27 protein-coding genes are annotated in these 26,867 nt (G+C 55.0%); 14 read left to right on the top strand and 13 right to left on the bottom strand.

Annotated elements, in window-relative coordinates; translation table 11 throughout:
• Positions 1-43: 43 nt before the first annotated feature.
• Positions 44-868: a sugar phosphate isomerase/epimerase gene (locus VGH19_19850; protein ID HEY1173629.1), complete on the top strand. Its 825-nt coding sequence runs from the start codon at positions 44-46 to the stop codon at positions 866-868.
• A 156-nt stretch (positions 869-1,024) separates the two neighbouring features.
• On the opposite strand, the gene VGH19_19845 is transcribed toward VGH19_19850, so the two are convergent.
• The 3 genes from VGH19_19845 to VGH19_19835 form a co-directional block, all read right to left on the bottom strand.
• Positions 1,025-1,552, bottom strand: coding sequence for a DUF5069 domain-containing protein (locus VGH19_19845; protein ID HEY1173628.1), 528 nt, complete (start codon positions 1,550-1,552; stop codon positions 1,025-1,027).
• A gap of 40 nt (positions 1,553-1,592) precedes the next feature.
• Positions 1,593-4,910, bottom strand: a complete 3,318-nt coding sequence (locus VGH19_19840; protein HEY1173627.1) for a DPP IV N-terminal domain-containing protein — start codon at positions 4,908-4,910, stop codon at positions 1,593-1,595.
• Between the two features lie 127 nt (positions 4,911-5,037).
• Positions 5,038-5,361 carry a hypothetical protein gene (locus VGH19_19835; GenBank protein HEY1173626.1) on the bottom strand — a complete coding sequence of 108 codons (324 nt, stop codon included), beginning with the start codon at positions 5,359-5,361 and terminating at the stop codon, positions 5,038-5,040.
• Between the two features lie 192 nt (positions 5,362-5,553).
• On the opposite strand from VGH19_19835, the gene VGH19_19830 reads away from it, so the two are divergent.
• The 7 genes from VGH19_19830 (at position 5,554) to VGH19_19800 (ending at position 12,424) form a co-directional block, all read left to right on the top strand.
• Positions 5,554-5,997 (top strand): DUF5069 domain-containing protein, encoded by a 444-nt coding sequence (locus VGH19_19830; protein ID HEY1173625.1) that lies wholly within the window; start codon positions 5,554-5,556, stop codon positions 5,995-5,997.
• Positions 5,998-6,110: 113 nt separating this feature from the next.
• On the top strand, positions 6,111-6,944 hold the full coding sequence (locus tag VGH19_19825) for a hypothetical protein (protein HEY1173624.1): 834 nt from the start codon (positions 6,111-6,113) through the stop codon (positions 6,942-6,944).
• 1 nt (position 6,945) lies between these two features.
• A complete protein-coding gene (locus tag VGH19_19820) occupies positions 6,946-7,395 on the top strand; it encodes a hypothetical protein (protein ID HEY1173623.1) in 450 nt (149 codons plus the stop codon).
• Between the two features lie 8 nt (positions 7,396-7,403).
• The gene (locus tag VGH19_19815; GenBank protein ID HEY1173622.1) at positions 7,404-8,489 is read left to right on the top strand and encodes a pyridoxal phosphate-dependent aminotransferase family protein; all 1,086 of its coding nucleotides are present in this window, start codon (positions 7,404-7,406) and stop codon (positions 8,487-8,489) included.
• Positions 8,490-8,501: 12 nt separating this feature from the next.
• Complete coding sequence (locus VGH19_19810; GenBank protein HEY1173621.1) at positions 8,502-9,404, top strand: phosphatidylserine decarboxylase; 903 nt, start codon at positions 8,502-8,504, stop codon at positions 9,402-9,404.
• Between the two features lie 106 nt (positions 9,405-9,510).
• Entirely contained in the window at positions 9,511-11,259 is a 1,749-nt protein-coding gene (locus VGH19_19805) for an SMP-30/gluconolactonase/LRE family protein (protein ID HEY1173620.1), read from the top strand.
• A gap of 10 nt (positions 11,260-11,269) precedes the next feature.
• Positions 11,270-12,424, top strand: coding sequence for a sulfite oxidase (locus tag VGH19_19800; protein HEY1173619.1), 1,155 nt, complete (start codon positions 11,270-11,272; stop codon positions 12,422-12,424).
• A gap of 11 nt (positions 12,425-12,435) precedes the next feature.
• On the opposite strand, the gene VGH19_19795 is transcribed toward VGH19_19800, so the two are convergent.
• Positions 12,436-12,897, bottom strand: a complete 462-nt coding sequence (locus VGH19_19795; protein ID HEY1173618.1) for an SRPBCC family protein — start codon at positions 12,895-12,897, stop codon at positions 12,436-12,438.
• A gap of 159 nt (positions 12,898-13,056) precedes the next feature.
• Between VGH19_19795 and VGH19_19790 the strand changes: the two genes are divergently transcribed.
• On the top strand, positions 13,057-13,992 hold the full coding sequence (locus VGH19_19790) for an alpha/beta hydrolase-fold protein (protein HEY1173617.1): 936 nt from the start codon (positions 13,057-13,059) through the stop codon (positions 13,990-13,992).
• A gap of 130 nt (positions 13,993-14,122) precedes the next feature.
• Here VGH19_19790 and VGH19_19785 read toward each other — a convergent pair whose 3' ends face one another.
• Positions 14,123-14,974 (bottom strand): MqnA/MqnD/SBP family protein, encoded by an 852-nt coding sequence (locus tag VGH19_19785; GenBank protein ID HEY1173616.1) that lies wholly within the window; start codon positions 14,972-14,974, stop codon positions 14,123-14,125.
• 198 nt (positions 14,975-15,172) lie between these two features.
• Here VGH19_19785 and VGH19_19780 point away from each other — a divergent pair, with 198 nt between their 5' ends.
• From VGH19_19780 to VGH19_19765, 4 genes are read left to right on the top strand one after another with little or no spacing between them, the layout of a single operon-like run.
• A complete protein-coding gene (locus VGH19_19780; protein HEY1173615.1) occupies positions 15,173-16,138 on the top strand; it encodes an ABC transporter permease in 966 nt (321 codons plus the stop codon).
• Between the two features lies 1 nt (position 16,139).
• Positions 16,140-17,240 carry an ABC transporter permease gene (locus VGH19_19775; protein ID HEY1173614.1) on the top strand — a complete coding sequence of 367 codons (1,101 nt, stop codon included), beginning with the start codon at positions 16,140-16,142 and terminating at the stop codon, positions 17,238-17,240.
• Between the two features lie 5 nt (positions 17,241-17,245).
• Positions 17,246-18,232: an ABC transporter ATP-binding protein gene (locus VGH19_19770; protein ID HEY1173613.1), complete on the top strand. Its 987-nt coding sequence runs from the start codon at positions 17,246-17,248 to the stop codon at positions 18,230-18,232.
• 15 nt (positions 18,233-18,247) lie between these two features.
• The gene (locus tag VGH19_19765) at positions 18,248-19,264 is read left to right on the top strand and encodes a dipeptide ABC transporter ATP-binding protein (protein ID HEY1173612.1); all 1,017 of its coding nucleotides are present in this window, start codon (positions 18,248-18,250) and stop codon (positions 19,262-19,264) included.
• Here the strand turns inward: VGH19_19765 and VGH19_19760 are convergent.
• Positions 19,198-19,713 carry a hypothetical protein gene (locus VGH19_19760; protein HEY1173611.1) on the bottom strand — a complete coding sequence of 172 codons (516 nt, stop codon included), beginning with the start codon at positions 19,711-19,713 and terminating at the stop codon, positions 19,198-19,200. The two genes, VGH19_19765 and VGH19_19760, sit on opposite strands and share 67 nt — an antisense overlap.
• Before the next feature lie 103 nt (positions 19,714-19,816).
• Here VGH19_19760 and VGH19_19755 point away from each other — a divergent pair, with 103 nt between their 5' ends.
• Positions 19,817-20,635: a type II secretion system protein gene (locus VGH19_19755; GenBank protein ID HEY1173610.1), complete on the top strand. Its 819-nt coding sequence runs from the start codon at positions 19,817-19,819 to the stop codon at positions 20,633-20,635.
• 9 nt (positions 20,636-20,644) lie between these two features.
• Here VGH19_19755 and VGH19_19750 read toward each other — a convergent pair whose 3' ends face one another.
• The 7 genes from VGH19_19750 to VGH19_19720 form a co-directional block, all read right to left on the bottom strand.
• Positions 20,645-21,319: a hypothetical protein gene (locus VGH19_19750; GenBank protein ID HEY1173609.1), complete on the bottom strand. Its 675-nt coding sequence runs from the start codon at positions 21,317-21,319 to the stop codon at positions 20,645-20,647.
• Between the two features lie 83 nt (positions 21,320-21,402).
• Complete coding sequence (locus tag VGH19_19745) at positions 21,403-21,990, bottom strand: FxLYD domain-containing protein (GenBank protein ID HEY1173608.1); 588 nt, start codon at positions 21,988-21,990, stop codon at positions 21,403-21,405.
• Between the two features lie 4 nt (positions 21,991-21,994).
• Entirely contained in the window at positions 21,995-22,201 is a 207-nt protein-coding gene (locus tag VGH19_19740; protein ID HEY1173607.1) for a hypothetical protein, read from the bottom strand.
• Positions 22,202-22,219: 18 nt separating this feature from the next.
• Entirely contained in the window at positions 22,220-23,134 is a 915-nt protein-coding gene (locus VGH19_19735; protein HEY1173606.1) for a dihydrodipicolinate synthase family protein, read from the bottom strand.
• 27 nt (positions 23,135-23,161) lie between these two features.
• The gene (locus VGH19_19730; GenBank protein ID HEY1173605.1) at positions 23,162-24,475 is read right to left on the bottom strand and encodes an enolase C-terminal domain-like protein; all 1,314 of its coding nucleotides are present in this window, start codon (positions 24,473-24,475) and stop codon (positions 23,162-23,164) included.
• Between the two features lie 115 nt (positions 24,476-24,590).
• Complete coding sequence (locus VGH19_19725) at positions 24,591-26,447, bottom strand: cation acetate symporter (protein ID HEY1173604.1); 1,857 nt, start codon at positions 26,445-26,447, stop codon at positions 24,591-24,593.
• Positions 26,447-26,764, bottom strand: a complete 318-nt coding sequence (locus VGH19_19720) for a DUF485 domain-containing protein (protein HEY1173603.1) — start codon at positions 26,762-26,764, stop codon at positions 26,447-26,449. Before VGH19_19720 ends, VGH19_19725 begins: the two co-directional genes overlap by 1 nt.
• Between the last annotated feature and the right edge of the window lie 103 nt (positions 26,765-26,867).

Here is a 26,867-nt window from a genome sequence, read left to right as displayed (position 1 = left end):
GTTTTCATTCACTCGGGAACGGTTTAGTTTCGCGCCCATTCCTATGAAGCTCGGCATCATCAACAGCGCATTTCAGCAAGCAGGCGTCGATACCGCCACCGGCCTCAAGCACATCTCCCGCATCGGCTTTGATTGCGTGGACATCTTCACGGAAGCCGTCGGCATCTCGAAAAAAGAAGTGAGCCTCGTGGCGAACACCTGCGAAAAACTCGAGCTGCCCATCATCTCTTTACCCGTCGTCTCCGTGGGCCTCATCGATTTCAACGATCCCGTCCGCGCCTATCACGTCGAGCGCACCAAAAAGTTCATCGACCTCGCCAAAACCTGGGGCGCGAAAAACATCCTCCTCGTCCTCGGTGAATACATCTGGCAACGCGAAGTCATCCCTGCTGCCGCCCAGTGGCAATACGCCGTTGATACCTGCCGCGAGCTCGGCGATTACGCCGCGAAAAAAAAGATCGATATCGCCTTGGAACTTGAACCCTTCCGCCTCAGCCTCCTGAACAATATCCCTGAGATGGTCCGCTTCGTCGATGAAGTGAATCACCCGCGCGTGAAAGCGAACATCGACATCAGCCACCTCGTCTTATCCGACACCTGCCCGAGCGACGTCCTCAAACTCAAAAACAAAGCCATCCACGTCCACCTCAGTGATTGCGACGGCAAAGTCCACGGCGATCTCCCGCCCGGCCGCGGTGTCGTGAAATTCGAACCCTACCTCCAAGCCATCAAAGAACTCGCGATCCCCAACGGCGTCGTCTCCATCGAACTAGAATACTCTCCTGACCCAAAACGCATCGTCGAATGGGTCGAAGAAGCCTACCGCGAAACCGCCAAGCGCATGGATATCGTAGGCCTCAGAGGGTGAACCGATATCCCGGTAGGGCGAAAGTCTCTTGAGCCCTGACTCTTTTCGTCAAGGCCACGTAATAACCTCGACTTGCCATCGTCGAAACCTACCGCTCCCATCTCCCTCGCCCCTTGGAGGGGAGAGGGCTGGGGTGAGGGGTGCTCGGCCTTCCTGCTATACTTTCGCTTTTTGTTCGTTCACGTAGGCGAGGATTTTTTGTTCGTCGCCATTTACTTCCCAAGTGTAGCGGAGAAAATCCGCCAGACTGATATTCACACTCCTTAAGAACGGCCGATCCCCGCCACACCCATACATCAACTCCGGCGGCATCTCCCCACGCAACTTCGCTTTCGCCTTCTCGATGATGCGCGGTAACCATGTGATACGTCCGATGGCCGCCGACTTGGCCGGTAGCTTGTCCGAATCGATGACGTGGTTGCTATGCTTCCCTTTCTGAACCGTCAGAAAATATTCACGCCGCACAGCCGTCACCAGCAGCACATCGGAATAAACGGGTTCATTCCACCGGCAGAAATCTTCCACAAAATCGAACAACTCCTGCGCAGTGCAGCCGATGGACGCCAGAAACTCCACCTCTTCCTTGCTGAAAAGGCTCTTGGCATCCTGCGTGCCGTTGTTGTAGCGCAACACGCCCGCGTCATAGACCTGCTTAAACCGGTCGGCCCAAATATAATTCTGCATACGAATAACTTAATTGTGATTTCCGATTTCGCCACTGATTTTACTTCAACAACACCTCCACCGCCTTCTCCAACTGCAAATCCTTGCCCTTCGCGACGGATTCCGGGTCGTTGCTGACGCGGTGATCCGGTTCCAGTTGTTGATTCTCCAGATACTTGCCTTGGCGGTCTTTGATGCCCACTTGCGGGATGCCGAAGTAGATCGTCTTGTCCATCTGCGTTTCCCACCAGACAGCCGTGCCGGTGCCGGGGACGGGCATGCCGACGAGTTCACCGATGCCCAGCGTCTTGTAGAGCAGGGGGAACATGTGCGCGTTCGAGTAATTGCTCTCGCCCATCACAACGGCCGTTTTCTTCTGCCACTTCTGCATGGGGTCGTGGCCGATGACGTTATCACGCGGGATATAGGTGAAGTAGCTCTTGCCGCTCAAGAGGTCCGTGAGGTCATCATGCAACCAGCCGCCACCGTTGAAGCGCGTGTCGATCACGATGGCTTGCTTGTCCGTGTTGCGACCCAAGACTTCCGAGTAGAAATCACGGAAAGCGGTGTCACCCATGCTGCGGATGTGCGCGTAACCGATCTTGCCGCCGGAGAGTTTATCCACCATCTCGCGGCGTGACTTGATCCAGCGTTGGTAGAGCAGTTCATCCTCATCACCTTGCGTGATGGGTTTCACCGTTTCATCCCAGCGCGTGTTGTTGGCCGGATCGAGCAGCGAGAGCAGCACCGGCTTGTTCGCCTTGCGGTTCAGCAGGGCGTAAGGATTCGTGTTCTCGTCGATGGTCACGCCATCGATCTTCTCGATGACCTGGCCCGCCTTGATCTTCATGCCGGACTTGTCCAAGGGACCGTTCTCGATCACTTCCAGAATCTTCCAGCCGGGGCCCTTCGGCGTGTTCTCGAAGAACGCGCCCAAGTTCGCCGTGCTGTCGCCATTCGGCGTGGAGGGGCGATAACCGCTGCCCGTGTGGGAGGCATTCAATTCACCGAGCATCTCGCTCAGCATCTCGGCGAAGTCCCAGTTATTATCGATGTGCGGGAGGAAGCGGGCGTAAGCCTTTTCATACAAGGCCCAATCCACCTTGTGCAGATCCTTCACGTAAAATTTCTTCAACACCTGACGCCACGCGTGCTCGAAGATGTAGGCGCGTTCCGCTGCGCGATTCAATTCCATCTCCGCACTGAAGTTGATGCCCGTCTGCTTGGCTCCGCTGATCTCCACCTTCGTGATCTTGCCGCCAGCGAGCACAAAGACGTTTTTGCCTTCCTCATCCATGTGCAGCCGACCGGAGTCCGCGCCCAGCTTCACGAGCAGCTTCGTCTCGCTCTCACGCGGCTTGTGCTGCCAGAGATCGTAGCCTTTCTCGAACTTCGCGAGGTAGAGGAGCGTCTCGCCATCCGGTGTGATGACCGCATCCGCAAGGTCAGAGGAATGAATGGTCAGGCGCGTGACGCGCTTCTCGATGCCATCCAATTCGATCTTCACCGGCTCGACTTTTTCTTTATCTTTATCCTTCTTCTCATCCTTAGCGGTGGCCTCTTTCTTGGGCTCGTCTTTCTTCGCTTCATCCGGCTTTTTGTCTTTGTCCTCCGCCGGTTTCTTGTCGTCGTCCTTCTTATCCTTTTCTTTGTCCTTATCTTTCTTTTCGCGTTCTTGGAGCAGCTCGTATTCGGCCTTCGTCTGATTGAAACGATCATAGGCTTCCTGCGTGAGGAACATGCCGTAGGCGTCCTGATTCGCACCCCAACTGCCATGACTACGCATGCCGTGACGATCGGTGAACCAGAGCAACAGCTTGCCTTTCATCATCCATTGTGGACGCTCATCTTCATAACCGCTCTTCGTGAGGTTCACAGGCGGTTTGCCACCAGCGGCATCCAGCAGGCCGACCTCCATGGACCAGCGGTTCTTATCGAGAAAATTGACGAGGAACCATTTGCCATCGGGTGACCAATCGAACCACTGATCGCCATCCGTGTAGGAATAATTCGCGTCACCGGGCAGCACCACGCGGCTCTGCTTGCTCGCGAGATTCAAGACCTTGAGCGTGGTGCGCTCTTCCAGATAGGCGACTTCCTTACCATCCGGCGAATAACGTGGCTGGAAGGTTTCGGCGGCGTCGCCCAGCAGCGCAGTTTCATTGATGAGCGTGGAGCTGTAGAAATGCAGGTCTTCCTCGCGCGCGATGCTCGCTTCGTAAATGTTCCAGCTGCCGTTGCGTTCGCCGGCGTAGAGGAGTTTGCGGCCATCCGGGCTGAAGCTGATTGAGCGCTCCTGCTCGGGCGTGTTCGTGATGCGCTTGGTGATCTTGTGATCAATGGACACCACGAAGATCTCTCCGCGCACGACGAACGCGATCTCCTTGCCCTTCGGCGAGAGCGCCATCTCGGTGGCATCACCGCTGAGGTTCACGAATTGCGAATCGTTGCGCTTGCGATCAGCGGCGATCTGGATGGAAACCTTCTGCGGTTTACCGCTCCCGCCTTTCACGAGGTAAAGCTCGCCATCGTAGCTATAGCAGAGGTCGCCTTTCTTCGAGGAACTGAGGAAACGCACGGGATGATTCGTGTGCTCGGTGACTTGGACGGCTTTATCCGGAGTGGCCAAAGGCATTTTCCAGACATTGAACGAACCGCTCTTTTCGCTGAGGTAATAAACTTCCTTCTCGTTCGGGCTCCAGATGGGATTGCGGTCTTCGCCGTTGAATGAGGTCAACTGCGTGTGCTTGCCGGATTCCTTGTCATACATCCACACATCACGCGCGATGGAGGAGGTGTGATGCTTGCGCCACTCGTTTTCATAACCTTTACGGTCATGATAGAGGATGCGTGTGCCCGCTTTATCGAAGCGCGCATCTTGCGCAGGCGTGGTGAGGATCTGATACGGGCGACCGCCATCGATGGGGATTTGATACAGCTCCTGGAGCGTGCGATTCGGGAATTGCTGGTTCAGCGGCGAATCCATCCGTTGCGAATAGAAGAGCACGTTCTTGCCATCCGGCGTGAAGTCCGTGGGGTAATCATACGCAGAATGATACGTGAGGCGCTTGGCTTCTCCGCCTTCAGCGGGGATGAGGAACACATCGAAATTCCCATGACGATCAGACGCGAATGCGATGCTCTTACCATCCGGCGACCACACGGGCATGAAGTCCTGCGCCTCGTGCATGGTGAGCGGAATGGCGCTGCCGCCTTTACTCGGGACGATGTAAAGGTCACCGCGATAGCTGAAGACGATCTTGGTGCCATCCGGCGAGAGGGCGGGGTAACGGAGCCAGAGGGGATCAGCGGCGCGCAGGGACGTGGCGCAGACAAGGGTGACCAGCAAGGCGAAAAGGATGCGTGAAAGACGTGGCATAAATCATCATGCCGGAAAGACAATCATGCCTTCCGGGATTGGCCGAAAGGTTAACGACAGCAGATGATTTGGCGAGGGAGAAGATGACGAAGCTAGTGTGTTCCGCCTCCTGACCTCGACGGCTACATCACTTCACCGCACGCTTCATCATGATGCGGGTGCCGTCGATGCTGACGGGTTCCCAGCCATCCTTTGCGAGTTTGTTGGCGGCGACAGCCAGACAGAAGGCTTCATCATGCACGCCTTTGGGGATCTCGATCTCATCGGTGATTCGGGCCTTCTGAGTGTTGCCGGGAAGGATGTAAGCAATGCGGTCGGGGCCGTCGAACTTGATGACGGCGACTTCATATTTCTGTGCGGCAGCGCGTTCCTGCGATTGGGCGAAGGTAGCGCCGAAAGCGACAGCCACAGCCAGCAGACCGGCGACGACGAGGGAATTACGGATGAACATAAGTATAATTGTTATGTAGTTTTCTCCAATGGTCGCGGCAGGTTATTCGCGAAAAACCTTCGGGAAAAGCTGAAATTAACCTGACACACGGATTTCAGGGCTGCGTTACAATGTGGTGAACCGGGAAAATGCCGTTGACCCTGTATGCCCCGTTTTACTATGGTTTTGGCCCGTTAACCACTCTATCAATCTATGAGCAAAATCGTTCCTTTGATCAGCTCCGGCACAGCCGGTCCGCTGGGTGTTCTGCATCTGCCCCGTTTGTGGCAGAAGGTTTCCCTCGAAGCTGCTGGCAAGCTGGCTGACGGCTATCCGGGCATCGGTGCTGGTTACGACTCCATGGTCGTGAGCGCGCTGGGCCTGAATGCTGACGCGGTGAAGAAATTCATCAAGGAAAGCAAGCCGACCTACGTGCAGTTCGAGTCCTGGATCAAGCAACAGCCGGGCGTGAACCTCACGAAGGGCAACATCCACAAGCTGAATGTGTCCATCGCCGGTTACATCCATGCTGACGACACCCGCAAGGGCATCCTGAAGGCCAACGGCTTGAACGATGACGGCGGCGTGCTGCCTGACGCGATCAACCTGAACAACCTGGACGACTGGTATGAGTTCTGGTCGGCCGAGTTGAAGTAAGCTGAAGTGATTTCAGAGAACGCCCGGTGGCCAATGGCTGCCGGGCGTTTTTGTTTGGATAGCAATGCTAGAAAGGATGCGATAGCCTTCACGTCATCCTCATCAGCAAAACTATGAGCACCATTGTCAAACTGTGGTTCTGTCTCGCCGGACTTTTATTGTTGCCGTGCGTGAGTTTTTCCCAGAGCACGAACAAGGCGGTTTATTTTACGGCAGATTTCGAGCAGGCGGACTGGTTCAAGGCTTGGGGTGAGAAGCAGCTACCGCAGAATTGTGAACTTGTTTCAGTCGATGAATCACGAAAGTTCGAGCCGCTCTCCGGCAAGGCGCTGCGGGTGAAGGTGGAGAAGGATGGCCACTATGGCACCAGTGTGGAGTATGCTTTCAAGAAACGGACGGGCAGTGAGCCGGAAGAAGTTTATTTCCGCTATTACATCCGGTTAGCAGATGATTGGACGGGAACGCAGGGCGGCAAATTTCCCGGTGTGGGTGGCACTTATGGAAAAGCCGGTTGGGGCGGTCGCCCGGTGAATGGCACGGATGGATGGTCGGCGCGAGGACTCTTTGCGAGCCGTCGCGAAGGGAAGCTGCCTATCGGGTTTTATTGCTATCACATGGATATGAAGGGGCAGTATGGCTCGGAATGGATTTGGGATAAGGACAAGCTGGGTTATCTGGAGAACAACCGCTGGTATTGCATCGAGCAGTACGTGAAGTTGAACACCGTGGGCAAGGCGGATGGCATCCTGCGCGGCTGGGTGGATGGAAAGCTGGCGTTCGAGAAAACCGATATCCGGATGCGTGCGGTGGATACGCTGAAGGTGGAGATGGTGTGGCTGAATGTCTATTACGGCGGGACGTGGACAGCGAAGGCGGACTATCACGTTTACATCGATGAGATGGTGATCTCGCGGGAACCGATCGGGCCTAGAAAGCAGGAGAAATGATATGGAAATGCCGGTCAGATTTTACCGCTACCGGTATCAGGATTACTGGGAGGCGGAGCTGCCGGTCGAGTGGATTGTGAGGGATCTTGGAAATGGTATTTCTTTCGCAGCCAAAAATCCCGGAGGCGAAATCTTTTCTGTTTGGACTAAATCTCAAGCAGACTTTGAGAAAGATCAGGACAAAGCACATCCAGTGACGGTGAAAGATTGGCGGCTTGTCACCTCTCTTTACAAGACGCTCGACGAAGAGGACACGTTGCGAGAGCCGGATATGGAATGTGGGCTTTGGAACAAAGATTTTGAGGCTTGGTTTCGTATCAGGAATTGGCGGTTCAGAGGAGGGGATTTTCTGATCTCGGTGATGCACGATACGAAGGCTAAACGTATAGATTCAGTTCATGATTCCATCGTAGACCGTTTTGTGAGAACGCTAAGCTTGGTTGAGAGATGATTTCGTTTATGTCTGATGAGTTGCAACAAGTCGACCGCACGTATGTGTGCTGGAAAGGGAAGAAGCTGATTTACTTCGCGGGGTGCGATTATTTCCGGCTGGCGAGTCATCCGAAGGTGTTGCGCGCGGTGAAAGAGGGCGTGAGCAAGTATGGCGTGAATGTCGCCGCCTCGCGTCGCACTACGGGGAATCATGCGCTGTATGGGAAGCTGGAGGGGGCACTGGCGAAATTCTTTGGCGTGAAGGAGGCGGTCCTGACATCCAATGGTTACCTGACGAATCTGGCGGTGGCGCAAGGACTCGAGGGTGAGGTGCAGCGGGTGTTCCTAGATGAACTCGCGCATGCTTCATTGAAAGATGCGGCGCAGTTGATGGGGGTGCCAATCACAGTCTTCGCGCATCGTTCTCCGGGGTCATTGCTGACGAAATGGCGGGATGCGGGTTCACCGCAGCGTTGTCTGGTGATGACGGATGGGATGTTCGCGCATGACGGTTCGCTGGCACCGTTGAAGGATTACCTCACGATCTTACCGGAGGAGAGTGTGGTGCTGGTGGATGATGCGCATGCTGCAGGCGTGCTAGGCACGAAGGGACGTGGGAGCGTGGAGCATTGCAAGGTGTCGAGGAATCGCGTGATCCAGACGGTGACGCTGAGTAAGGCGTTCGGTGTCTATGGTGGTGCGATTCTGGCCCCGGCGAAATGGCATGAATTGATTTTAACGAAGAGCCGTTTGCTGGTGGGGAATACGCCCATGCCCTTACCGCTGGTGAATGGATGTCTGGCGGCGATAGCTGAACGGGCAAGGGATGCGGGATTGAGAAAGCGGTTGTTCGCAAATATCCGGTGGTTGCGGAAGGCTCTGCACCTTGCAGGGGTAGCCTTGTCTGAAAATGAAAGTCCGATCTTTCCAGTTATGCCGAAGTCTGAGGCGGAAGCGGAAATATTGAGAAAGAAGTTGCTGGAGGAAGGGATTTATCCGCCGTTTATTCATTATCCTGGCGGGCCGAAGAATGGCTATTTTCGTTTCGCGATCTCTAGCGAACATACGCCCGCTCAACTGCAAAAGCTGGTGAAGGCGCTTATTCCGGTGTAGGTTTGGAGACTCATGGCTGAGACTGAAGCAATCGAATTTTTTAACCGCTACACCGGCAAATTGGAGCAGGAGCAGGTGTATGGGGCGGCGTGGCTGGACTGGACCTATGGCAATCCATTGGGAAAGCTGTCGCTGGAGCTGGTGGCGAAGCGCGCATTTTTCTCACGCTGGTATGGCTGGCGGATGGACAGCCTGGCGAGTCGCGAGAAGGTGGACAAGTTCATCAAGGAATTCAAACTGAAGGCTGAGGACTTCGCGGATGCACCAGACTCCTACCAGACCTTCAACGAGTTTTTTTACCGGAAGCTGAAGCCGTCGGCGCGTCCGATCGAGATGGATCCGGATGTGGTGGTGTTCCCAGCAGATGCGCGGCACTTGGGCTTTCAGGATGTGTCGCAGGTAGATGGGGTCTTCGTGAAGGGACAGAAGTTTGATCTGCCTGCGCTTTTGAGTGATGCGGCCTTGGCGGCGAAGTATGCGAAGGGGACATTGATTCTCTCGCGTCTGTGCCCGGTGGATTATCATCGGTTTCACTTCACGGCGGCAGGCGTGCCATCGGAAACCAAATTGTTGAATGGACCGTTGTATTCGGTGAACCCGATCGCGTTGCGGCAGAAACTATCTTATTTGTGGGAGAACCGTCGTTGGTTGACGGTATTGGAGACAGATAACTTCGGGCGCGTGCTGCTGCTGGAGATCGGCGCGACGAATGTGGGTTCTGCCGTGCAAACTTATCAGGCGGGCAAGAAGGTGGAGAAGGGGGATGAGAAGGGGTATTTCAAATTTGGTGGCAGTTCGACGATCACAATCTTTGAGCCGGGACGGATTCAATTATCGGCTGACTTGGTGGAGAATACGAAGCAGTGCCGGGAATTGTATGCGCGGATTGGGGATGAGATGGGGGCTGCGCAATGATGAAGGAAAGTTAGTTCCGCCTCGTCACCTCGGCGGCTACGGTGATGGGGAGTAACATCTGATTGAATTTGGCGAGGCGGCCTTCATAATCATGCGCATTCAATCTATGCGCCTGACATCTGTTTTTGCGTTTGCTTCGTCTTTGCTTATTGCGGCCAGTTCGTTTGCGGCGGATGAGTATCCACCGCACCCTGATTCCAAGAAGCAGGAAGGGGTGCCGCAGGGAGAGTTGATCAAGTTCACTTTCGAGAAGAGCAAGGTGTTTCCGGCCACGACGCGAGAGGTGACGATCTATGTGCCGAAGCAGTATGATGGCAAGACGCCCGCGTGTGTTTATGTGAACCAAGACGGTCCGCAGGGATGGAATACAGCGACGGTGTTCGACAATCTGATTCACAAGAAGGAGATGCCGGTGACGATCGGTGTTTTTGCGACGCCGGGTGTGGTAAAAGCGCCGAGCACGAACGCACTGAACCGGTTCAATCGCAGTTATGAATATGATGGGTTGGGCGGGGATTACGCGAAGATGATCTTGGAAGAATTGCTGCCTGAGGTGGAGACGAAGAAGACGGCGGATGGGCGGGCGATTGTGCTCTCGAAGAACGGCAATGACCGGGCGATCGGCGGTTCGAGCAGCGGTGCGGTGTGTGCCTTCACGGCGGCGTGGGAACGGCCGGATGCGTTCAGTCGCGTGTTCAGTGTAGTGGGCACTTACGTCGGCCTGCGCGGGGCGGATGAGTATCCTATTCTGGTGCGTAAATCGGAGCCGAAGCCGTTGCGCGTGTTTTTGCAGGACGGCAGCAATGACTTGAACATCTATGCTGGTGATTGGTGGATCGTGAATCAGGCGATGCAGCGGTCATTCGCGTTCGCGGGCTATGAACACTCATTCATCTGGGGTGAAGGCGGTCACAACGGAAAGCACGGCACAGCAGTCTTCCCGGATGGCATGCGCTTCTTGTGGAAGGGCTGGCCGGAGCCGGTGAAGAAGGGCCAGGGCTCACCGCAGTTGAAGGAGATTCTGATTCCAGGCGAGGAGTGGCAGATCGCTTCGGAAGGTTATAAAGGCACGGAAGGCGTGGCGGTGAATGCCAAGGGCGAAGTGTTCTTCAACACGGGTGGGATGAAGAAGACGATGAAGCTGGTGGATGGCAAGGCGGTGACGTTCGTGGAGGATAATAACTTGGGAGATGGCCAGCGCTTCGGACCAGATGGCCGCCTATACACGGTGGCGATGGCGACGAGTAACATCGTGGCGTATGCGGCGGATGGGAAGGCGACAGTGGTTGCCTCTGGTTTTCGCGGTAATGACCTGACGGTGGCCAATAATGGGAACATCTACGTGACGGAATCGAGCTGGGACAAGGTGAGCCCGAGCAAGGTGTGGCTCATCAAACCGGACGGCACGAAGAGTGTGGTGGACTCGGGATTGATCTTTGCAAATGGCATCACGCTCTCGCCGGATCAGACGTTGCTGTATGTCTCGGATATGAAGACGCGCTGGGTTTATAGCTATCAGGTGAAGGCGGATGGCACGTTGCAGCACAAGCAGAAGTATTTCTGGTTGCACGAGCCGGATAACCGCCAGGACGCGGGCTCCGATGGTATGCGGGTGGATAAGGATGGTCGCCTATGGGTGGCCACGGCGATGGGCCTGCAAGTGTGCGATCAGGCGGGTCGCGTGAATTGCATCATCCCGACGCCGAATGGCCGCGTGTCGAATCTGGATTTCGGTGGCGAGAATTTCGATACGGTTTATGCGGCGTGCGGACCGGTGATCTATAAGCGTAAGATCAATGTGAAGGGTGCCCCGAACTTTATGACGCCTTTCATGCCGAAAGCACCACGGTTGTGATTTAACACATATGAAAACCATTTCGCGTCGATCGGTCTTGAAAGGCAGTGTCGCGTTTGCAGCACTGGCATTTGCACAGCGGCCGTTATCGGTATTTGGCTTTGCAGGACCTGAGGAAGATGCGGTGCTGGTGCCATTCACCACGCCTCAGCCGAAGAATCCGAACCGGCCAATGGTGCAATGGGAGGAACTCAAGACGTGGACGACGCCGAATGAGAGCGTGTATTTGGTGAGCCACTACAACACGCCCGCGCTGGAAGAGGATAAATGGAAGTTAGAGATCAGCGGATTCGTAGAGAAGCCGGTGACTCTCACGTTGGCCGACCTGAAGAAACGGCCGCAGAAGGAGATCATGGCCACGCTGGAGTGCGGCGGCAATGGCGCGAGTAATAATTTCATGGGCGCAGTGGCAAATGTGAAATGGAAGGGCACGCCTCTGGCACCGATCCTCAAGGAGTGTGGCGTCAAGAAGCGCGGTATCGAGGTCGTCTTTATCGGGCATGATGAGAAGAAGGAGAAGGTGCGCGAGGCGGAGTTCGATATGCGTTTCTCTCGCAGCCTGTCGCTGACCGATGCGATGCAGGACAAGATCATGCTGTGCTGGGAGATGAATGGGAAGCCGTTGCCGAAGGAGCATGGATTCCCGCTACGGCTCATCGTGCCGGGTTGGTATGGCATCGCGTGGGTGAAGTGGCTGGCGCGTATCGAAGTGCAGGACCGGCGCTTCATGAGCAAGTACATGGCGCGCGAGTATGTGACCATTCGCGGCGAGGAGCAGCCGGATGGCGATGTGCTGTATCGAGAGACGTCGGTGAGCTTCATGAATGTGAAGAGCATCGTGGCACGAGTGTTGAAGCTGAAGGATGGCACATTGCGTGTGCAGGGAGCGGCATGGAGCGATGGGACGCCGATCAAATCAGTTGAGCTCAAGCTGGACGATGGCGAGTGGCGCAAGGTGACCTTGGACAAGACGAACAAGTCCAAGTATTCGTGGACGTTCTGGAGCTATGATTGGAAAGGAGCGGCGGAAGGCGAACACACGCTGGTGTCACGCGCGACGGATGAGGACGATCGCGTGCAGCCTTCAGCGGATGATCCGACGATCAAGCTGAAGAAAACCTACTGGGAGGCGAACCAGCAGGTGGTGAGGAAGATTAAAATCTGAGGGTGAAGCGTTTACGGCTGGTCGGGGATTTCGACCTCCACCAGTTTGGCCAGGAGAATCAGTGATTCCTGCCAACCCATGTAGCACGCCTCGGCGGGAATCACGGCAGGAATTCCTTCCTGGGTGACATTCAGTTCTGTACCGCAAAAGACCTCTTTCAAGGTAACGGTCACATGCATCTCACCGGGTAGATTCGGATCATCGAAACGGTCGGTATAACGGATAAGTTCATGAGGTTTCAGTTCCACATAGGTCCCGCCGAAGGAATGGCTGCTGCCGGTTGTGAAATTGGTGAAGGACATCTTGTAGGTTCCACCGACTTTTGCCTCGGAGTGATGAACTTTGCCTGTGAATCCGTTAGGGGGCAGCCACTTGGCTTTCGCATCGGCGTCCAGAAACGCGCGGTAAACCCGCTCGGGCGTGGCGCGGAGGACTCGGTGGAGGCGGACGGTATTGGTTTGGTTGGCGGTCATATTTTTTTGTGATGTTGTTGTCTTTCATTATCACGACGAACGGCCTGGCTGTTTCAGGACAGTATCTTGAAAATATTTATTGGTCTATAGAGGCTCATTGACGGTTCCTTCATTTCGCCGAGCATTGACAGTAGGGAGTTCTCGCGCAGTATCTCGGGTATGCAATTTCTCCGTAAGAATCGTGTTTTGGCCGCATTGTTGTGTTCGTTGGCCGTGAGCAGTGTTCAAGCTGCGGATGATTATAAGTTGGGGCCGGATTCCCAAGTGAAACAAGGTGTGCCGCAGGGGAAAATAGAGAAGTTCACGCTCAGCGAGAGCAAGACTTTCCCCGGAACGACGCGCGATTACTGGATCTATGTGCCAGCACAGTATGATGCCGCGAAGCCCGCGAGCCTGATGGTGTTTCAGGATGGCGGCGGCATGGTGAGCGCGAACGGGTCTTACCGTGTGCCGGTGGTGTTTGATAATCTGATCGCGGCCAAGGAGATGCCGGTGACGATCGCGCTGTTCATCAATCCGGGCAGTTATCCGGCAGCGGAAAAAGGACAGCAGGCGCGCTCAAATCGCAGTTACGAGTATGATTCCGTGTTTGATTTGTATGCGAAGTTCTTGGTGGAAGAGATGCTGCCGGGATTGGAGAAGAAATATAACATCAGCAAGAACCCGGCGGATCGCGCCATCTGTGGAAACAGTTCAGGTGCGATCTGTGCTTTCACCGTGGCGTGGGAGAAGCCGCATGTGTTCGGCAAGGTGGTGAGCCACATCGGCAGCTTCACGAATATCCGTGGCGGATATGTGTATCCAGCGCTGATCCGCAAGACTAAGCCGGAGAATGCGAAGAATTATTATCTGCCATCCACGGCGGCATTGCTGGAGGGGCGTCGCAAGATCCGTGTGTTCTTGCAGGATGGCTCCAACGATCTCGACAACATGCACGGCAATTGGCCGCTGGCGAATCAGGACATGGCAGCGGCATTGAAGTATGCGGGCTGGGATTACAAGTTCGAGTTCGGCGATGGCGGCCACAACGGCAAGCATGGTGGGAGCATCTTCCCGGACACCATGCGGTGGTTGTGGCGGGATGCGGCGAAATAAGTTTTCTGAAAACGAGAAACCCCGCATTGGGTGACCAATGCGGGGTTTTTAATTTTTACGCCCTAAAATAAATCAAACACGTCAGGCGTTTGAAAATTGAAGCGGCTTAAAAGCCGCGCTCCTGTCGCGGTCACTTCACAAATTCCAATTCCGGCGCTTTCGGTATGAGCCCCATCTTGTGTGCGCGGGTGAGGAAGCGGCGGATGGATTCGCGGCCTTTGTCACCGTAGTCGATCGTCCAATGATTCACGTACATGCCCACGAATTTATCGGCCAGGTCCGTGCCCATATCACGAGCGTATTGGAGCGCGTGCTGGACGGCTTCCGGGCGATGATCGAGGCTGTATTGGATGCTCTGCGTCAGAATGTTTGAGATTGTGGAGCGCACTTCAGGGGCGAAGCGCTTATGGATCACATTGCCGCCGAGGGGCAGGGGCAGACCATCGTTTTCCTTGCCCCACCAGACACCGAGGTCTTCGCACACGACCAATCCCTCATTCGCATAGGTCAACTGGCCTTCATGGATGATGAGGCCCACATCGGCCTGGCCCGAGCGCACGGTTTGGAAGATCTGGTCGAACGGCACGACGATGTAATTGAAATCCTTGCCGGGTTTGCCCATCCACAATTGCAACGCGAGGAACGCGCTGGTCATGGTGCCGGGGACGGCGATCTTCAGCTTGGCAATTTCATCACGCGTGTAGTGCTTCTTGGCCACGAGCATGGGGCCATAGCCATCACCCATGCTGGCGCCACTGGGCAGCAGGGCATATTGATCACACACATAGGCATAGGCGTGGATGCTGATGGCGGAGATGTCCAGCTCACCACGGGTGGCGCGTTCGTTCAGGGTCTGGATGTCCTGCAAGATATGCTCAAACTGAAAGCCGTGGCTGTCGATCAGGTCCTTCGCCAAGGCGTAGAACATGAAAGCATCATCCGGGTCGGGCGAATGGCCCAGCGTCAAACTGCGTTTTTCCATAAAGTGGATAGATTCTTGAACAGGTTGGGCAGTTGTCGAATCAAAAGTCGGCAAAGAGTGCATTCTCGGGGTAATGAAATGGATAAGAATGAAAGATGCAGCGGGGCGGAAAATGTGGTATAAAGGACTTGGCATCAGACATTTTCACTCGCCAATGGCGGGTGAAGTTTGTCACGCTGACGAAAGCGAATAGACACCATGTGGCAGTATATAGCGAAACGCATCCTGCATCTGATCCCCTTGCTGATAGGCGTTTCCTTTTTGACGTTCATGCTCATGTGGGCGGCTCCGGGTAACTTCTACGATCAACTTAGGCAAAACCCCCAAATATCGCCTGAGCAAATCAAGGAGATGGAAGCCAAGCGGCATCTGGACAAGCCGTTTTACGTAGCGTACGGGTATTGGCTCATCAATGCTTTCAAAGGGGATCTGGGTTATTCTCTCGCATACAAGATGGATGCGAAAGACCTGATCGGATCACGGCTTTGGAATACTTTCATCCTCTCTTTCTTGGCTCTGGTATTGGCGTGGATCGTGGCCATACCGATGGGGATCTGGGCGGCTGTGAAAAAGGATTCAATAGCAGACCGGTCTACATCGTTTGTGGCGTTTGTCGGGTTGTCTGTACCAGAAGTTTTGTTGGCTTTGCTGGCGCTGATGCTGGCGGCGGGCACGGGATGGTTCCCGGTTGGTGGAGCGCAGAGCGCCTTGTATGACCTGATGACGCCGGCTGAGAAATTTTGGAACCGCATGCACCATCTGGTCCTGCCTACCATCGTGCTGGCAGCGAGTTCACTGGCGGGAATCATGCGGCAGATGCGCTCGAATCTTTTGGACACCTTGCGGGCTGAATTTGTGACGACGGCCAGGGCCAAGGGGTTGAGCGAGGGCTGGGTGGTGTATAAGCATGCACTACGGAACGCCATCAATCCGCTCCTGACCATCTTCGGCTATTCACTGGCCGGATTGTTGAGCGGGGCCTTCATCGTGGAGAACGTGATGTCATGGCCGGGGTTGGGGCGTCTCACGGTCGAGGCCATCTTGGCCAAAGATTTTGAACTGGTGGTCGCCACGGTGATCATGGCCACCGGTCTGCTGGTGATCGGCAATTTCATTGCCGATCTGTTGCTGGCGTGGAGTGACCCCCGCATCCGGATCAAATAAAATGGCCACTCCTGCAATCAATCCCAAATCTGCCGTGACAGACGATGTCGTGAATCTGTCACCGTGGCAGATCATGTGGCGTCGGCTGAAGCAACGGAAACTTGCGATGCTGGGCGGGGTGATCCTGATCATCCTATATACGATGGCGGCTTTTGCGGGCTTCATCGCACCGTATGGTTATGAACGGCAGGATCGTGAGCGGTTCTTCCATCCTCCGACGATGGTTTCCTTGGATGGCATCCGACCGGTTATGGCCAAGTATCATCTCGCAGAACCGGGAACGTTCAAATACGAGGCCATTCGTGAAGACCGGAAGCCGATACAGCTCTTTGTGCAGGGAGAGAAATACAAGTTTCTCGGATTAATCCCATCCACCACCCATCTGTTCGGCACTGGCGATGATGCATACCCGGTTTACCTGCTGGGTACGGACCAGTATGGGCGCGATATTTTTTCACGGATGCTTTACGGGGCGCAGATTTCACTATCAATAGGTCTGATCGGGATTTTGCTTTCCTACGGCATAGGAGTGTTCATCGGAGCGGTATCAGGGTATTACAGCGGCAAGCCGGACGCTGTGATCATGCGCTTTTGCGAGCTTATCATGTCTATTCCCGGATTGTATTTGATTCTGGCATTGCGCGCGACGTTCCCCTCCAGCCTCAGTTCCGTACAGATGTATCTGCTCATCGTGGTGATCTTGAGCTTTGTGGGGTGGGCTGGGACGGCTCGGGTCATCCGTGGCATGGCCTTGTCCTTGCGTGAGCGGCAGTATGTGCTGGCAGCTCGGGCTTTGGGGCAGACAGATTTGCAGATCGTGATGAAGCACATCATCCCGGGCACTTTCTCATATCTGATTGTCGGTGCCACCTTGAGCATCCCTTACTATATTTTAGGTGAAGTGGTGTTGAGCTACCTCACGGTGGGTATCCAGGAACCCGAGGCGAGCTGGGGAAATATGCTCAGCGCTGCGCAAAACACCGAGTATTTGAGAGAATACCCTTGGCTGTTGGCTCCTGGCGGAGCGATATTTATCACCGTTCTGGCTTTTAACTTCCTTGGCGATGGCTTAAGAGACGCCGTGGACACCAAGAGCGCATAATAATCATGCCACTGCTCGAAATCAAAAATCTGAAGCTGGACTTCAAGCAAGGCGACAAGCTGTTGCGGGCAGTGGATGGCGTTTCGTTCAGCCTGGATGCAGGTGAGACCGTCTGCCTCGTGGGTGAGAGCGGCTGTGGCAAGAGTGTCACGGCGCTCTCCATCGCGCGGCTCGTGCCTTCCCCCCCGGCGATTTATCCTGAGGGTGAGATTTTGGTGAATGGCCGGGATGTGTTGAAGATGGGGAAGAGCGAGTTACGCTCCATCCGGGGTGGCGTGGTCAGTTACATTTTCCAAGATCCGAGTGCTTCATTGAATCCGGTGTTCCGCGTGGGCAACCAGATCAAGGAATCGCTGAAGATGCATCGCCCGAAGTTCGCTACGGATGCGGAAGTGATACGGCTGCTCAAGCTCGTGGGGATTCCGGCACCGGAATCGCGCATTCGCGATTACCCGCATCAGATGTCCGGCGGTATGCAACAGCGTGTGATGATCGCAATGGCGCTGGCCTCTGAGCCGAAGTTGCTCATCGCGGATGAGCCGACGACAGCGTTGGATGTGACGATTCAGGCGCAGATCATGGAACTTTTGCTGGACCTGAAAAAGCGTCTTGGCATGAGTATCCTGCTCATCACGCACAATCTGGGTATCGTGGGTGACATCGCGGACCGTCTGGCTGTGATGTATGCAGGCCAGATTGTGGAGATGGCTCCGGCGAACAAGATGTTACGACAGCCGCTGCATCCTTACACGAAATCCTTGATGAATTCTGTCCCCAAGCTGGGCCATGAGCTTGAGCGGTTGAATGCGATTCCGGGCAACGTGCCGAGCATCGGGTTCATGCCCACTGGGTGCCGGTTTCATCCGCGCTGTCCGACAGCACGCAGCGAGTGTTCGCATACTGTTCCTGAACTGGTGGAAGTGGAGCCGGGGCATTGGGTGAGGTCTTTGTATTGGAAGGAATTGCTGGAGAAGAAAGGAACTGGCTTTTGACCGGATAGAAATCACATGAGCCTGCTCGAAGTCAAAAATCTGAAAGTTCATTTCCCGGTCAAACACGGGATGTTCAGCCGTGTGAAGGCACATGTGAAGGCCGTGGATGATGTGAGCCTTACGGTGGGACCGGGTGAGACGGTGGGCCTGGTAGGCGAGAGCGGTTGCGGCAAGACGACATTGGGACGGGCGATCATCCGTCTGATTGATCCGACCGCTGGCCAAGTCATCTTCAACGGGGAGGACATCACTCACCTCACACAGAGCCAGTTGCGAAGCCGTCGGCGTCAGTTCCAGATGATCTTTCAGGATCCGTATGGATCGTTGAATCCGCGTATGACGGTGGGGCAGATCATTGGTGAGGCGATAGATATCCACAAACTGGTGCCAACACCTGAAGCGCGCCGTGAACGCATTGCTGGTTTGTTGAAGGATGTGGGTTTGGATGCGCGTTATGCGGATCGTTATCCGCATGAGTTCAGCGGCGGTCAGCGTCAGCGTATCGGCATTGCCCGTGCTTTGGCAGTGCAGCCAAAACTGATCGTTTGTGATGAACCGGTCAGCGCCTTGGATGTGTCTGTGCAGGCGCAGATCATCAATCTGCTGATGGACATCCAGCGTGAGCACAAGCTGTCCTATCTCTTCATCGCACATGATCTGGCGGTGGTGGAGCACATCAGCCATCGAGTGATGGTGATGTATCTGGGGCATGTGGTGGAAAGCGCGCCTTCAAAAATTATCTGCAAGAAGCCGCTGCACCCGTATACACAGGCGCTCATCTCGGCGGTGCCGGAAGTGGACCCGGACAAGAAACGGAAGCGAATTTTACTGCCAGGGGATGTGCCTTCGCCCATCAATCCACCATCAGGTTGCCCATTCCATCCGCGTTGTCCGATCGCGGTGGACCGCTGCAAAGCTGAAGTGCCGCCATTGCGTGAGATAGCCCCGGGGCATTGGGCTGCTTGTCATTTGGCTGGAGAAGGCGGTGGTACTGGTGGCACCAAACCAGTGGGTGGTCCTGCGGCGGCCTGAACGGGTGCCGGAGCTTTGCCATTGGCGGTGAAATTAGTTTTACCTGTTTTCCCGTCAGCTTCTATTATCAAAAGATATTCTTCGCCCACTTGCAACGGAGTGGCAGCCATTCCGTTGATGACGGGCTTCATTCCAGGAACTTCACCTGCATAACTGAACGCTTTCACGGGTTTGGATTTCGGAACTCCTTCAAGGGCCCAGACTGGCGGGGTTAACTCATTAGTGGCCAAGGCCTTGGCGGGGAATACTTGGATGCTGGTGAGTTCGTATTTTGCATTCAATCCGAAGGCCACTGGGTAGATGCCATCCTGCACACCAGGACGGAGCATCGGGCGAATCTGCGTGATGATTTGAATATTCTTCGGTCGAAACCAGTCGGTGAAATACACGGCATAAACAGCAGCCAAGGCAACGGTCACAGCGCCGAGGATGATGTTCTTGAGGTTCATGCATCAAACTGGACGAACAATGAACGAAGAAAATTCGATAACAAAAAAAGGCGCCAAGAAAATCGCAGTGGATTTTTCAGCGAACAATCATTTTTCACCGTCCATGAAAATGTTGCCTGGCCGCACGACTGCACCCAAGGTCGAGGCGACGAGACCGTGGATGCTGCCGGTGGCGTTCAAGACGCACCGGAGTCAGGCCAACGCGTTCACCTTGATCGAACTGCTGGTCGTGATCGCGATCATCGCGATCCTGGCGGGGATGCTTTTGCCATCCCTGGCTTCGGCCAAGCAATCAGCTTTGCGCATCAAATGCGTGAGCAATCTTCGGCAGGTGAACATGGCGCTGAAGATGTATGCGGATGATAACAAGGGACAGTTTACGCCTCGTCATGCGACGAACCGCTGGACCACGCTTTTGGTGGGCGGATATGTGGACACGCGATTGCTGAAATGCCCGGCAGATGCTCCCACAGCGGCCTCTGGCGGCACCCCAGGATTCACAACGAACCAGCTCCCGGCGGATTTCGCCTCACGCAGTTATCTGATCAATGGCTGGAATGATTTTTTCCAAAGCACGTTGAGCAGCAATGATTGGCAACTTTACATGACGGCGACCTACAAGTTCGGCATCCGCGAGGCAGCCATCCGCCAGCCGCAGGATACGATCGCATTCGGTGAGAAGGAGACAGATTCTCCGCATTTTTACATGGATTTCTATGAGGGGAACGGGAATGACATCGAAGAATCCGAGCAGAGCCGACATATGACCGGGGGCACGGTGAAAAACCGGAACGGCGGATCAAACTACGCGATGGTGGATGGCAGTGTGCAATATATGAAATACGGTCAAGCACTGTCTCCCGTGAACCAGTGGGCGGTGATGGCAAGCTGGCGGACGAATGCGGCGAATCTGGCTCCGTGAGGAGACAGGTCAAAGACTCAATTCCACGGTGTTAGTAAGTCCTTCGATCTCCAGTATCACGCTGCGGTCTTCGATCTTCAGGCACTTGACCTGATAAATGATGCCTTCCGCCTTGATGGAGGTGGCTTGGCCTTCACCCAAGACGGCGTTGTTAATCAACGCAGTGCGCCGATTGCTCGCACCAATTACGGATTTAAGAACCAGACCGGACGTAGTGGCGTTTGTGTGGGCGATTTCGGCAAATGACTGGATGGCGGGAATTTCTTTGACGGGTTCAGTAGCTGTTTTTTCTATCCCTTTAACCACTTTCACGGCGTGTTTACCTTCAGCCAAAGCTTCATTGGCTTCGTCTTCCGCCTTCTGCTGATCCGCATTATCGATCGCAAAAATACCACCCGTCGCGAGGCCGCTGATCATCGAGACTGAAACGATGAGAATGATGACATAGGCGGAGTAGCCTTTACGCAACGTCTCGAGATATTCATCCTCGTTGTGTTCTTCCAAGGCGCGGAAATGACCTCGTATGGCGATGCCGCCACCGATCAAAAGAGGGATAGCCAAAGCATCAACCCAACTTAAGGCAGGTGTGTAATAGATAGCGGTCACCACCGCATGGCCGATGATGACCCCGGCGATGACCGTGATGGCGAAAAGGTAGATCGCCGGCAGTATGCGTGCCGTCAATGCTCCTGAATTTGCTGAAGGTTGGCCCTCCATTCACCGCAGATTTAACCGCCAGACGGCTCTGGGTCAAATGGAAGGATAACTCAATTTTTGTCCTGATAGACTCCAACCACCTTGGCATCCCACACATTTTGAGTTGCAGAAGTCTGGAGGGAGAACTCAACGGAGGCGCCGGGAGCGAGGTTGCTGACAGATGTGGAAACCTTGCCCGATGAAGCTCCAGAGTTGTCCAAAGTCTCGAATTCTATCCGGGCTTTTTCAATCGCTTTGGAAGTGCTGTTGGAGACTACGCCAGTAAGAAAGAAGGTGCGATATTCGCCTGGCTCCAGTTTCCAATCCATCACTTGCACGCCATCCAAGGCTTTGCCGGATGAGCTTCCCGAACGGAAAAGATAGGCGACGCCAATGATTGCATTGATCCCGATCAGGATTGCGACAGCGTAGATGATGTTCCATCTGGCTTTATGGCCCTTGGCGACATCTTCCGGGGTGAAGGTGGACGGATCAGGGTATTCGTAAGTATTCGCTGTAGGGTCGGCTGGCGGAGCCTTTAACTCCACCAATGTCTGGCAATGCGGACAGGGGATGGTTTGCCCGGCGTATTCTGCCGGGAACTCAATCTTTCCGGCGCATTTGCTGCACAGGATTTTATGGAACGTCTGGCCGCTCATCAGCTTACTTCATTTGGAACGACCATAGCTCCTGGATAGGAGCATGACGGGTGAACTTGAAGATCACCCATCCCAATACGATCAACGTCAGGATGAGGCACACCTTCAAAACTTCTATGATCCGTTCGCGCTTTTTGACGAGCCTGGCCAGTTCTTCATTCGAATGTTCCAGCCATTGCTTGTCGGTGCCCCGCTGATATTCATCTGCCATGACCGCATCCTAGCACGTTCACAGAACCGGTTTCCACGCATTTAGCAGCACGCCCAGTTCCTTGACTTCCTCTGGAGTGAGGTCAGGCAAGGGCGGACGGCAGGGCCCCCCGTTCAAGCCGATGATGTCCATGGCGCACTTCATGGCGGAGACTTCGTAGCCTTTACGGCGGGAACGGAAAGCGTAGAGCGGAGTGACGTATTTGCTCATCAACTCGGCCAGTTCTTCACGGCGTCCAGCAGCGGCGGCCTCGTGGAGCATGATGGAGAGCTTCGGCGAGATGGTCGCGATGCTGGAGGTGTAGGTACGCACACCGATGGAGTAGTAGGCGGGGACGGCGTCATCACCAGCGCCACCGATCCACAGCAGGCGATCACCGACACGCTGTTGGATCATCTGATACTTGCGAATGTCTGCCGTGCCGTCTTTCCAAGCGATAAGGTTCGGAACGTCTTTCGCGAGTTGCTCGACAAACTTCGGGCCGGGGTTAACCCAGTCACGGCTGTAAACGAGGAAACCGAGCTTCGTCGCCTTGCCGATGGCCTTGTAATAGTCCAAGAGCGATGCTTCATCTGCATGCGGGAAATAAGGCGGCAACGCGAGGATGCCATCCACACCGGCAGCGGCAGATTGCTTCGTGAGCTGCAGCGCGATGGGGTAATTGAAACCCACACCGGTCAGCACCGGCACGCGACCGTTCACTTCCTCCAACGTGGCTTTCACCACTTCCAGATGTTCTTCCGGCGAGAGCGAATACATCTCGCCAGTACCAGCAGGTGCCACCACGGCGGCCACCTTGTGCTTCATGATGAAGCGCACATTTTTACGGTGACCGGCGATATCGAGGCCAAGGTTCTTCTTGAACGGGGTAACGGGGAAAGAGATGACGCCGCTAGAAAGTTTCTCGCGGAGTTCAGCAGGCTTAAGAGACATATGATTTCTTAAAAAGGTTAAAATTGATTACCAGCGCGGCAGTTGGCGAGTCCACGTCGGATCCACGTGCTTGCGCATTTCGGCTTCGTCATCGCGTTTGCGATACGGGCATTTCTTGTAGCGTTCTTCACCACGGGCGAGTGCGTCGTAATCGAGTTCCACGCCGAGGCCGGGTTTGTTCGGGATCTTCACGCAGCCGTTCACGATCGGCACGCGTCCACCCACGACGATCTCGTCCTTTAACTGCGACCACGGATAATGCGTATCGCAAGCATAAGTGAGATGTGGTGTGGCGGCGGCCACATGAGTCATCGCCAGCATGGAAATGCCGAGATGGCTGTTCGAGTGCATCGAGAGGCCGATGTTAAAAGTCTTCGAGATCTTCGCCAAATGCTGCACCTGGCGCATGCCGCCCCAGTAATGGTGATCGCAGAGGATGATCTGCACGGCGTCGTGCTTCACGGATTCCGGGATGTCGGCGAAACTCGTCACAGCGACGTTGCTGGCGAGCGGCGTATCCACACCTGCTGCGAGCAAGCGCTTGCGCACTTCACCCATGCCTGCGATGGAAGCAGTCGGGTCTTCGAGATAACCACCACGACCTAATTCCTCAGCGAGAGCCAAGCCGACTTTCACAGAAGTGTCCACAGACCATGCGCAGTTCGGGTCTATGCGCAGAGGGACGGTCGGGCCGAGGTCGCGGTAGAGAGCCTTGATGGTCTCGATCTCCACTTCCGGTGGCAACACGCCGGCTTTGAACTTGATGGAGCCGAAGCCGTATTGGGCGCGCATCTGGCGCACTTGCTTCACGATGCCTTCAGGGGAAAGCGCTTCGCCGTATTCGTCTTCGCGGGCGTCATCACCTTCACCACCACCACCCTTGTGCTTGTAGAAGGGATAGGCAGAGAAGGGGACTTCGTCGCGAACACGGCCACCGATGAGATCGCACACTGGTTGCCCTACGGTCTTGCCGATGAGGTCCAAGCACGCAGTTTCAATAGCGGCGAAAGTGCGGGCGGTAGCGTCGAGAGGGTTCTCGCCGGGGACCAAATATGTCTGTGAGCGTTCGAGGCTGCTATCGCTCTTCGGTTGGCCCTCGATCATCGGATTGAGGAAGCCGAGCAGGCGATAAGGATTCGCTCCGATGATCTGGGCGCGAACTTCTTCGAGCGCTTTGGCCGGGGCTTCGCCACCGTAAGTTTCAGCGATGCCCGTGATGCCATCATCACTTTTCAATACCAGAACGTTGCGGAGGGCATAGGGGGCGTGGAGACCATACGAACTGCGGATCGGCGGATCGGCGATCGCGATCGAGTGGACCTTCATTTCAACAATACGCATAGGCAAAAATCAGACAATGCTTAGACCGGGATGTTCATCTCCCGCAGACTTAGCAGGTTGAGATGTTCAGGATAAAGATGAGTGATGTTGAGTCAACAGGCTTTGCAGCCACTGCTCAATGTCCCGGAGGACCTTGGTGTTCTTGGATGTATTCCTGCTTCAAGCCGAGTTTCTCCGGAGCGTGCAGCACCAGCATCTTCATGCGGATGTCCGCCGGGATGTCCTTGGCGGTGGCCTTGGAGATGATGATCATCAGGATGATGGCCAACGGCACAGCCCAGATGGCCGGTTGCTCGCAGAGAATGCGGATGAGCGGATTGGCCAACCAGAATTCGTTCAAGCCTTTAAAGGCAGAGAACAGTTCACCAGTCTTGCCGGGAGCTAAGGCCAAGGCGCTGAAGCTGGTGAGCGAGATGGCGATCATGGCGGTGCAGCCACCGATCAGCATGCCCGCAGCCGCGCCCTTCATTGTCAAGCCACGCCACCAGACGCTCATGAACAGCAACGGGAAGTAGCTGGCGGCAGCGATAGCGAAGGCCTGGCCGACCATGAAGTTGATCTCCAAGGGTTCGACGAAGCAACCAAGGATGACGGCCACACCACCGATGAGGACGGCGCAATATTTGAACATCTTCATGCGCTCATCCGCCGTGGATTGCGGGCGCAAGATGCGGCCATAGACATCGTGAGCGAGCGCACCAGTCATGGAAACCAGCAGTCCGGAGAAGGTGGACATGAAAGCCGCGAACGCACCAGCGCAGGTGATGCCGCTGAGGATGGAGCCTACGACGCCATACTTGGCCGAGATGATCATGGGGAGTTCCAAGACGATCTTGTCCGTGCCCTTGGAACCGATGCCTTCATAGAGTTCAGGCAATAGATTTCGGCCCATGGCACCGAACACAGGAGGGAACACGTAGAAGACGCCGATGAGGATCATGACCCACATAGTGGTCTTCTTGGCAGCAACGCCGTCCGGGTTCGTATAGAAACGCACCAAGATGTGCGGCAGACCAGCAGTGCCGCAGACGATGGCGATGATGAGGGAGTAGGTGTAGAGCAGGGAGAAAGGTTTCTGGTTCTTCTCGAGATACGCTTTCTTTTCCTCTTCTGGCATCTTGGCCGCCGTGGCTTTTACAGCCTTGGTCGTCAGCGGACCGAAAGGAGCGATCCATTCGCTATCCACGGGAGCTTTGGCGGGAAGTGTTTTGCGCTCGGCTTCAGTGATGAATGGCACGATAGCATTCGTCGCTGCACCGACTTTTTGATAGAGCGCGCCAGGGGGCATTTGAGCGACATCATTGCTGGCGACATGACGACCATAATGTCCGTAAACCGCCATGAGCACGAAGATCGGCACAGAGATGGCGAACATCTTGGCCCAATATTGAAAGGCTTGCACGAGCGTGATACCTTTCATGCCGCCCAAGGCGACGTTCAAGGTGATCACAGCACCGACAACAGCTACACCGACCCAATAAGGCAGGCCCGGGAAGATGTAAGAGAGAGTCACGCCGGCACCTTTCATCTGCGGCATGGTGTAGAAGAAACCTATGAAGAGCACGAAAACCACGGCGATCTTGCGGAACAGCGGTGAATCAAAACGTCCTTCAGCGAAGTCAGGGATCGTGTAAGCACCGAAGCGACGCAACGGTCCAGCGATGAACAATAGCAGAAACAGATAACCGCACGCGTAACAGACCGGATACCAGAGTGCATCGTAACCGGAGGACATCACCATGCCCGCGATGCCCATGAAGCTGGCGGCGCTGAGATATTCACCGGAAATGGCAGATGCATTCCAGCCAACACTCACCGAGCGACCGGCAACGAAGAAGTCAGAGGCCGTCTTGGAAGTCTTCGCGGAACGGAACCCCATCCAGATGGTAACAGCGACCGTGATGGCGCTGAATGCGAGGATCCAAGGATTGACTCCACCTTCGGCCGCCGCGAGGAAAAGAGAGTAGAACATTACTTCTCTCCTTTCACCGATTTGACTTCATCTTCTTCTAGGGACATGGAGCGTTTGATGAAATAAAACGAGATGACCCAGACATAGGGGAAGAAGGCGATGCCCAAGATGAACCAGCTCAGGGTAAAGCCAAAGATGCGCTTGGCCATGAATTCCGGTGCGAAATAGTTCAAAAGCGGCATGCCCAGAAGCGCGATCATAAAAGTCGCAGCGCAGGCGATGGACAGCTTCAACTGCTTGCGCATCAACGAGTGCAAAAATGACTCGCTATGCATATCAAATTTTTCACCGGGCTTTTCACCAGACGGGGATGACATGCCGAGGGTTTTACCCGCTTGGCTGACTAAGGGCAACGGTGGAATGACGCAAACAGCCAGTTTTTCTGCCGGGAGAAATAGACTGCCAAAGAGATTGTCACCT

Source organism: Verrucomicrobiia bacterium (assembly GCA_036405135.1).
In the GTDB taxonomy this organism is placed as follows: domain Bacteria; phylum Verrucomicrobiota; class Verrucomicrobiia; order Limisphaerales; family JAEYXS01; genus JAEYXS01.
The sequence above is the reverse complement of the archived record's forward strand: the minus strand, read 5'-3'. Positions and strand labels throughout refer to the sequence as shown.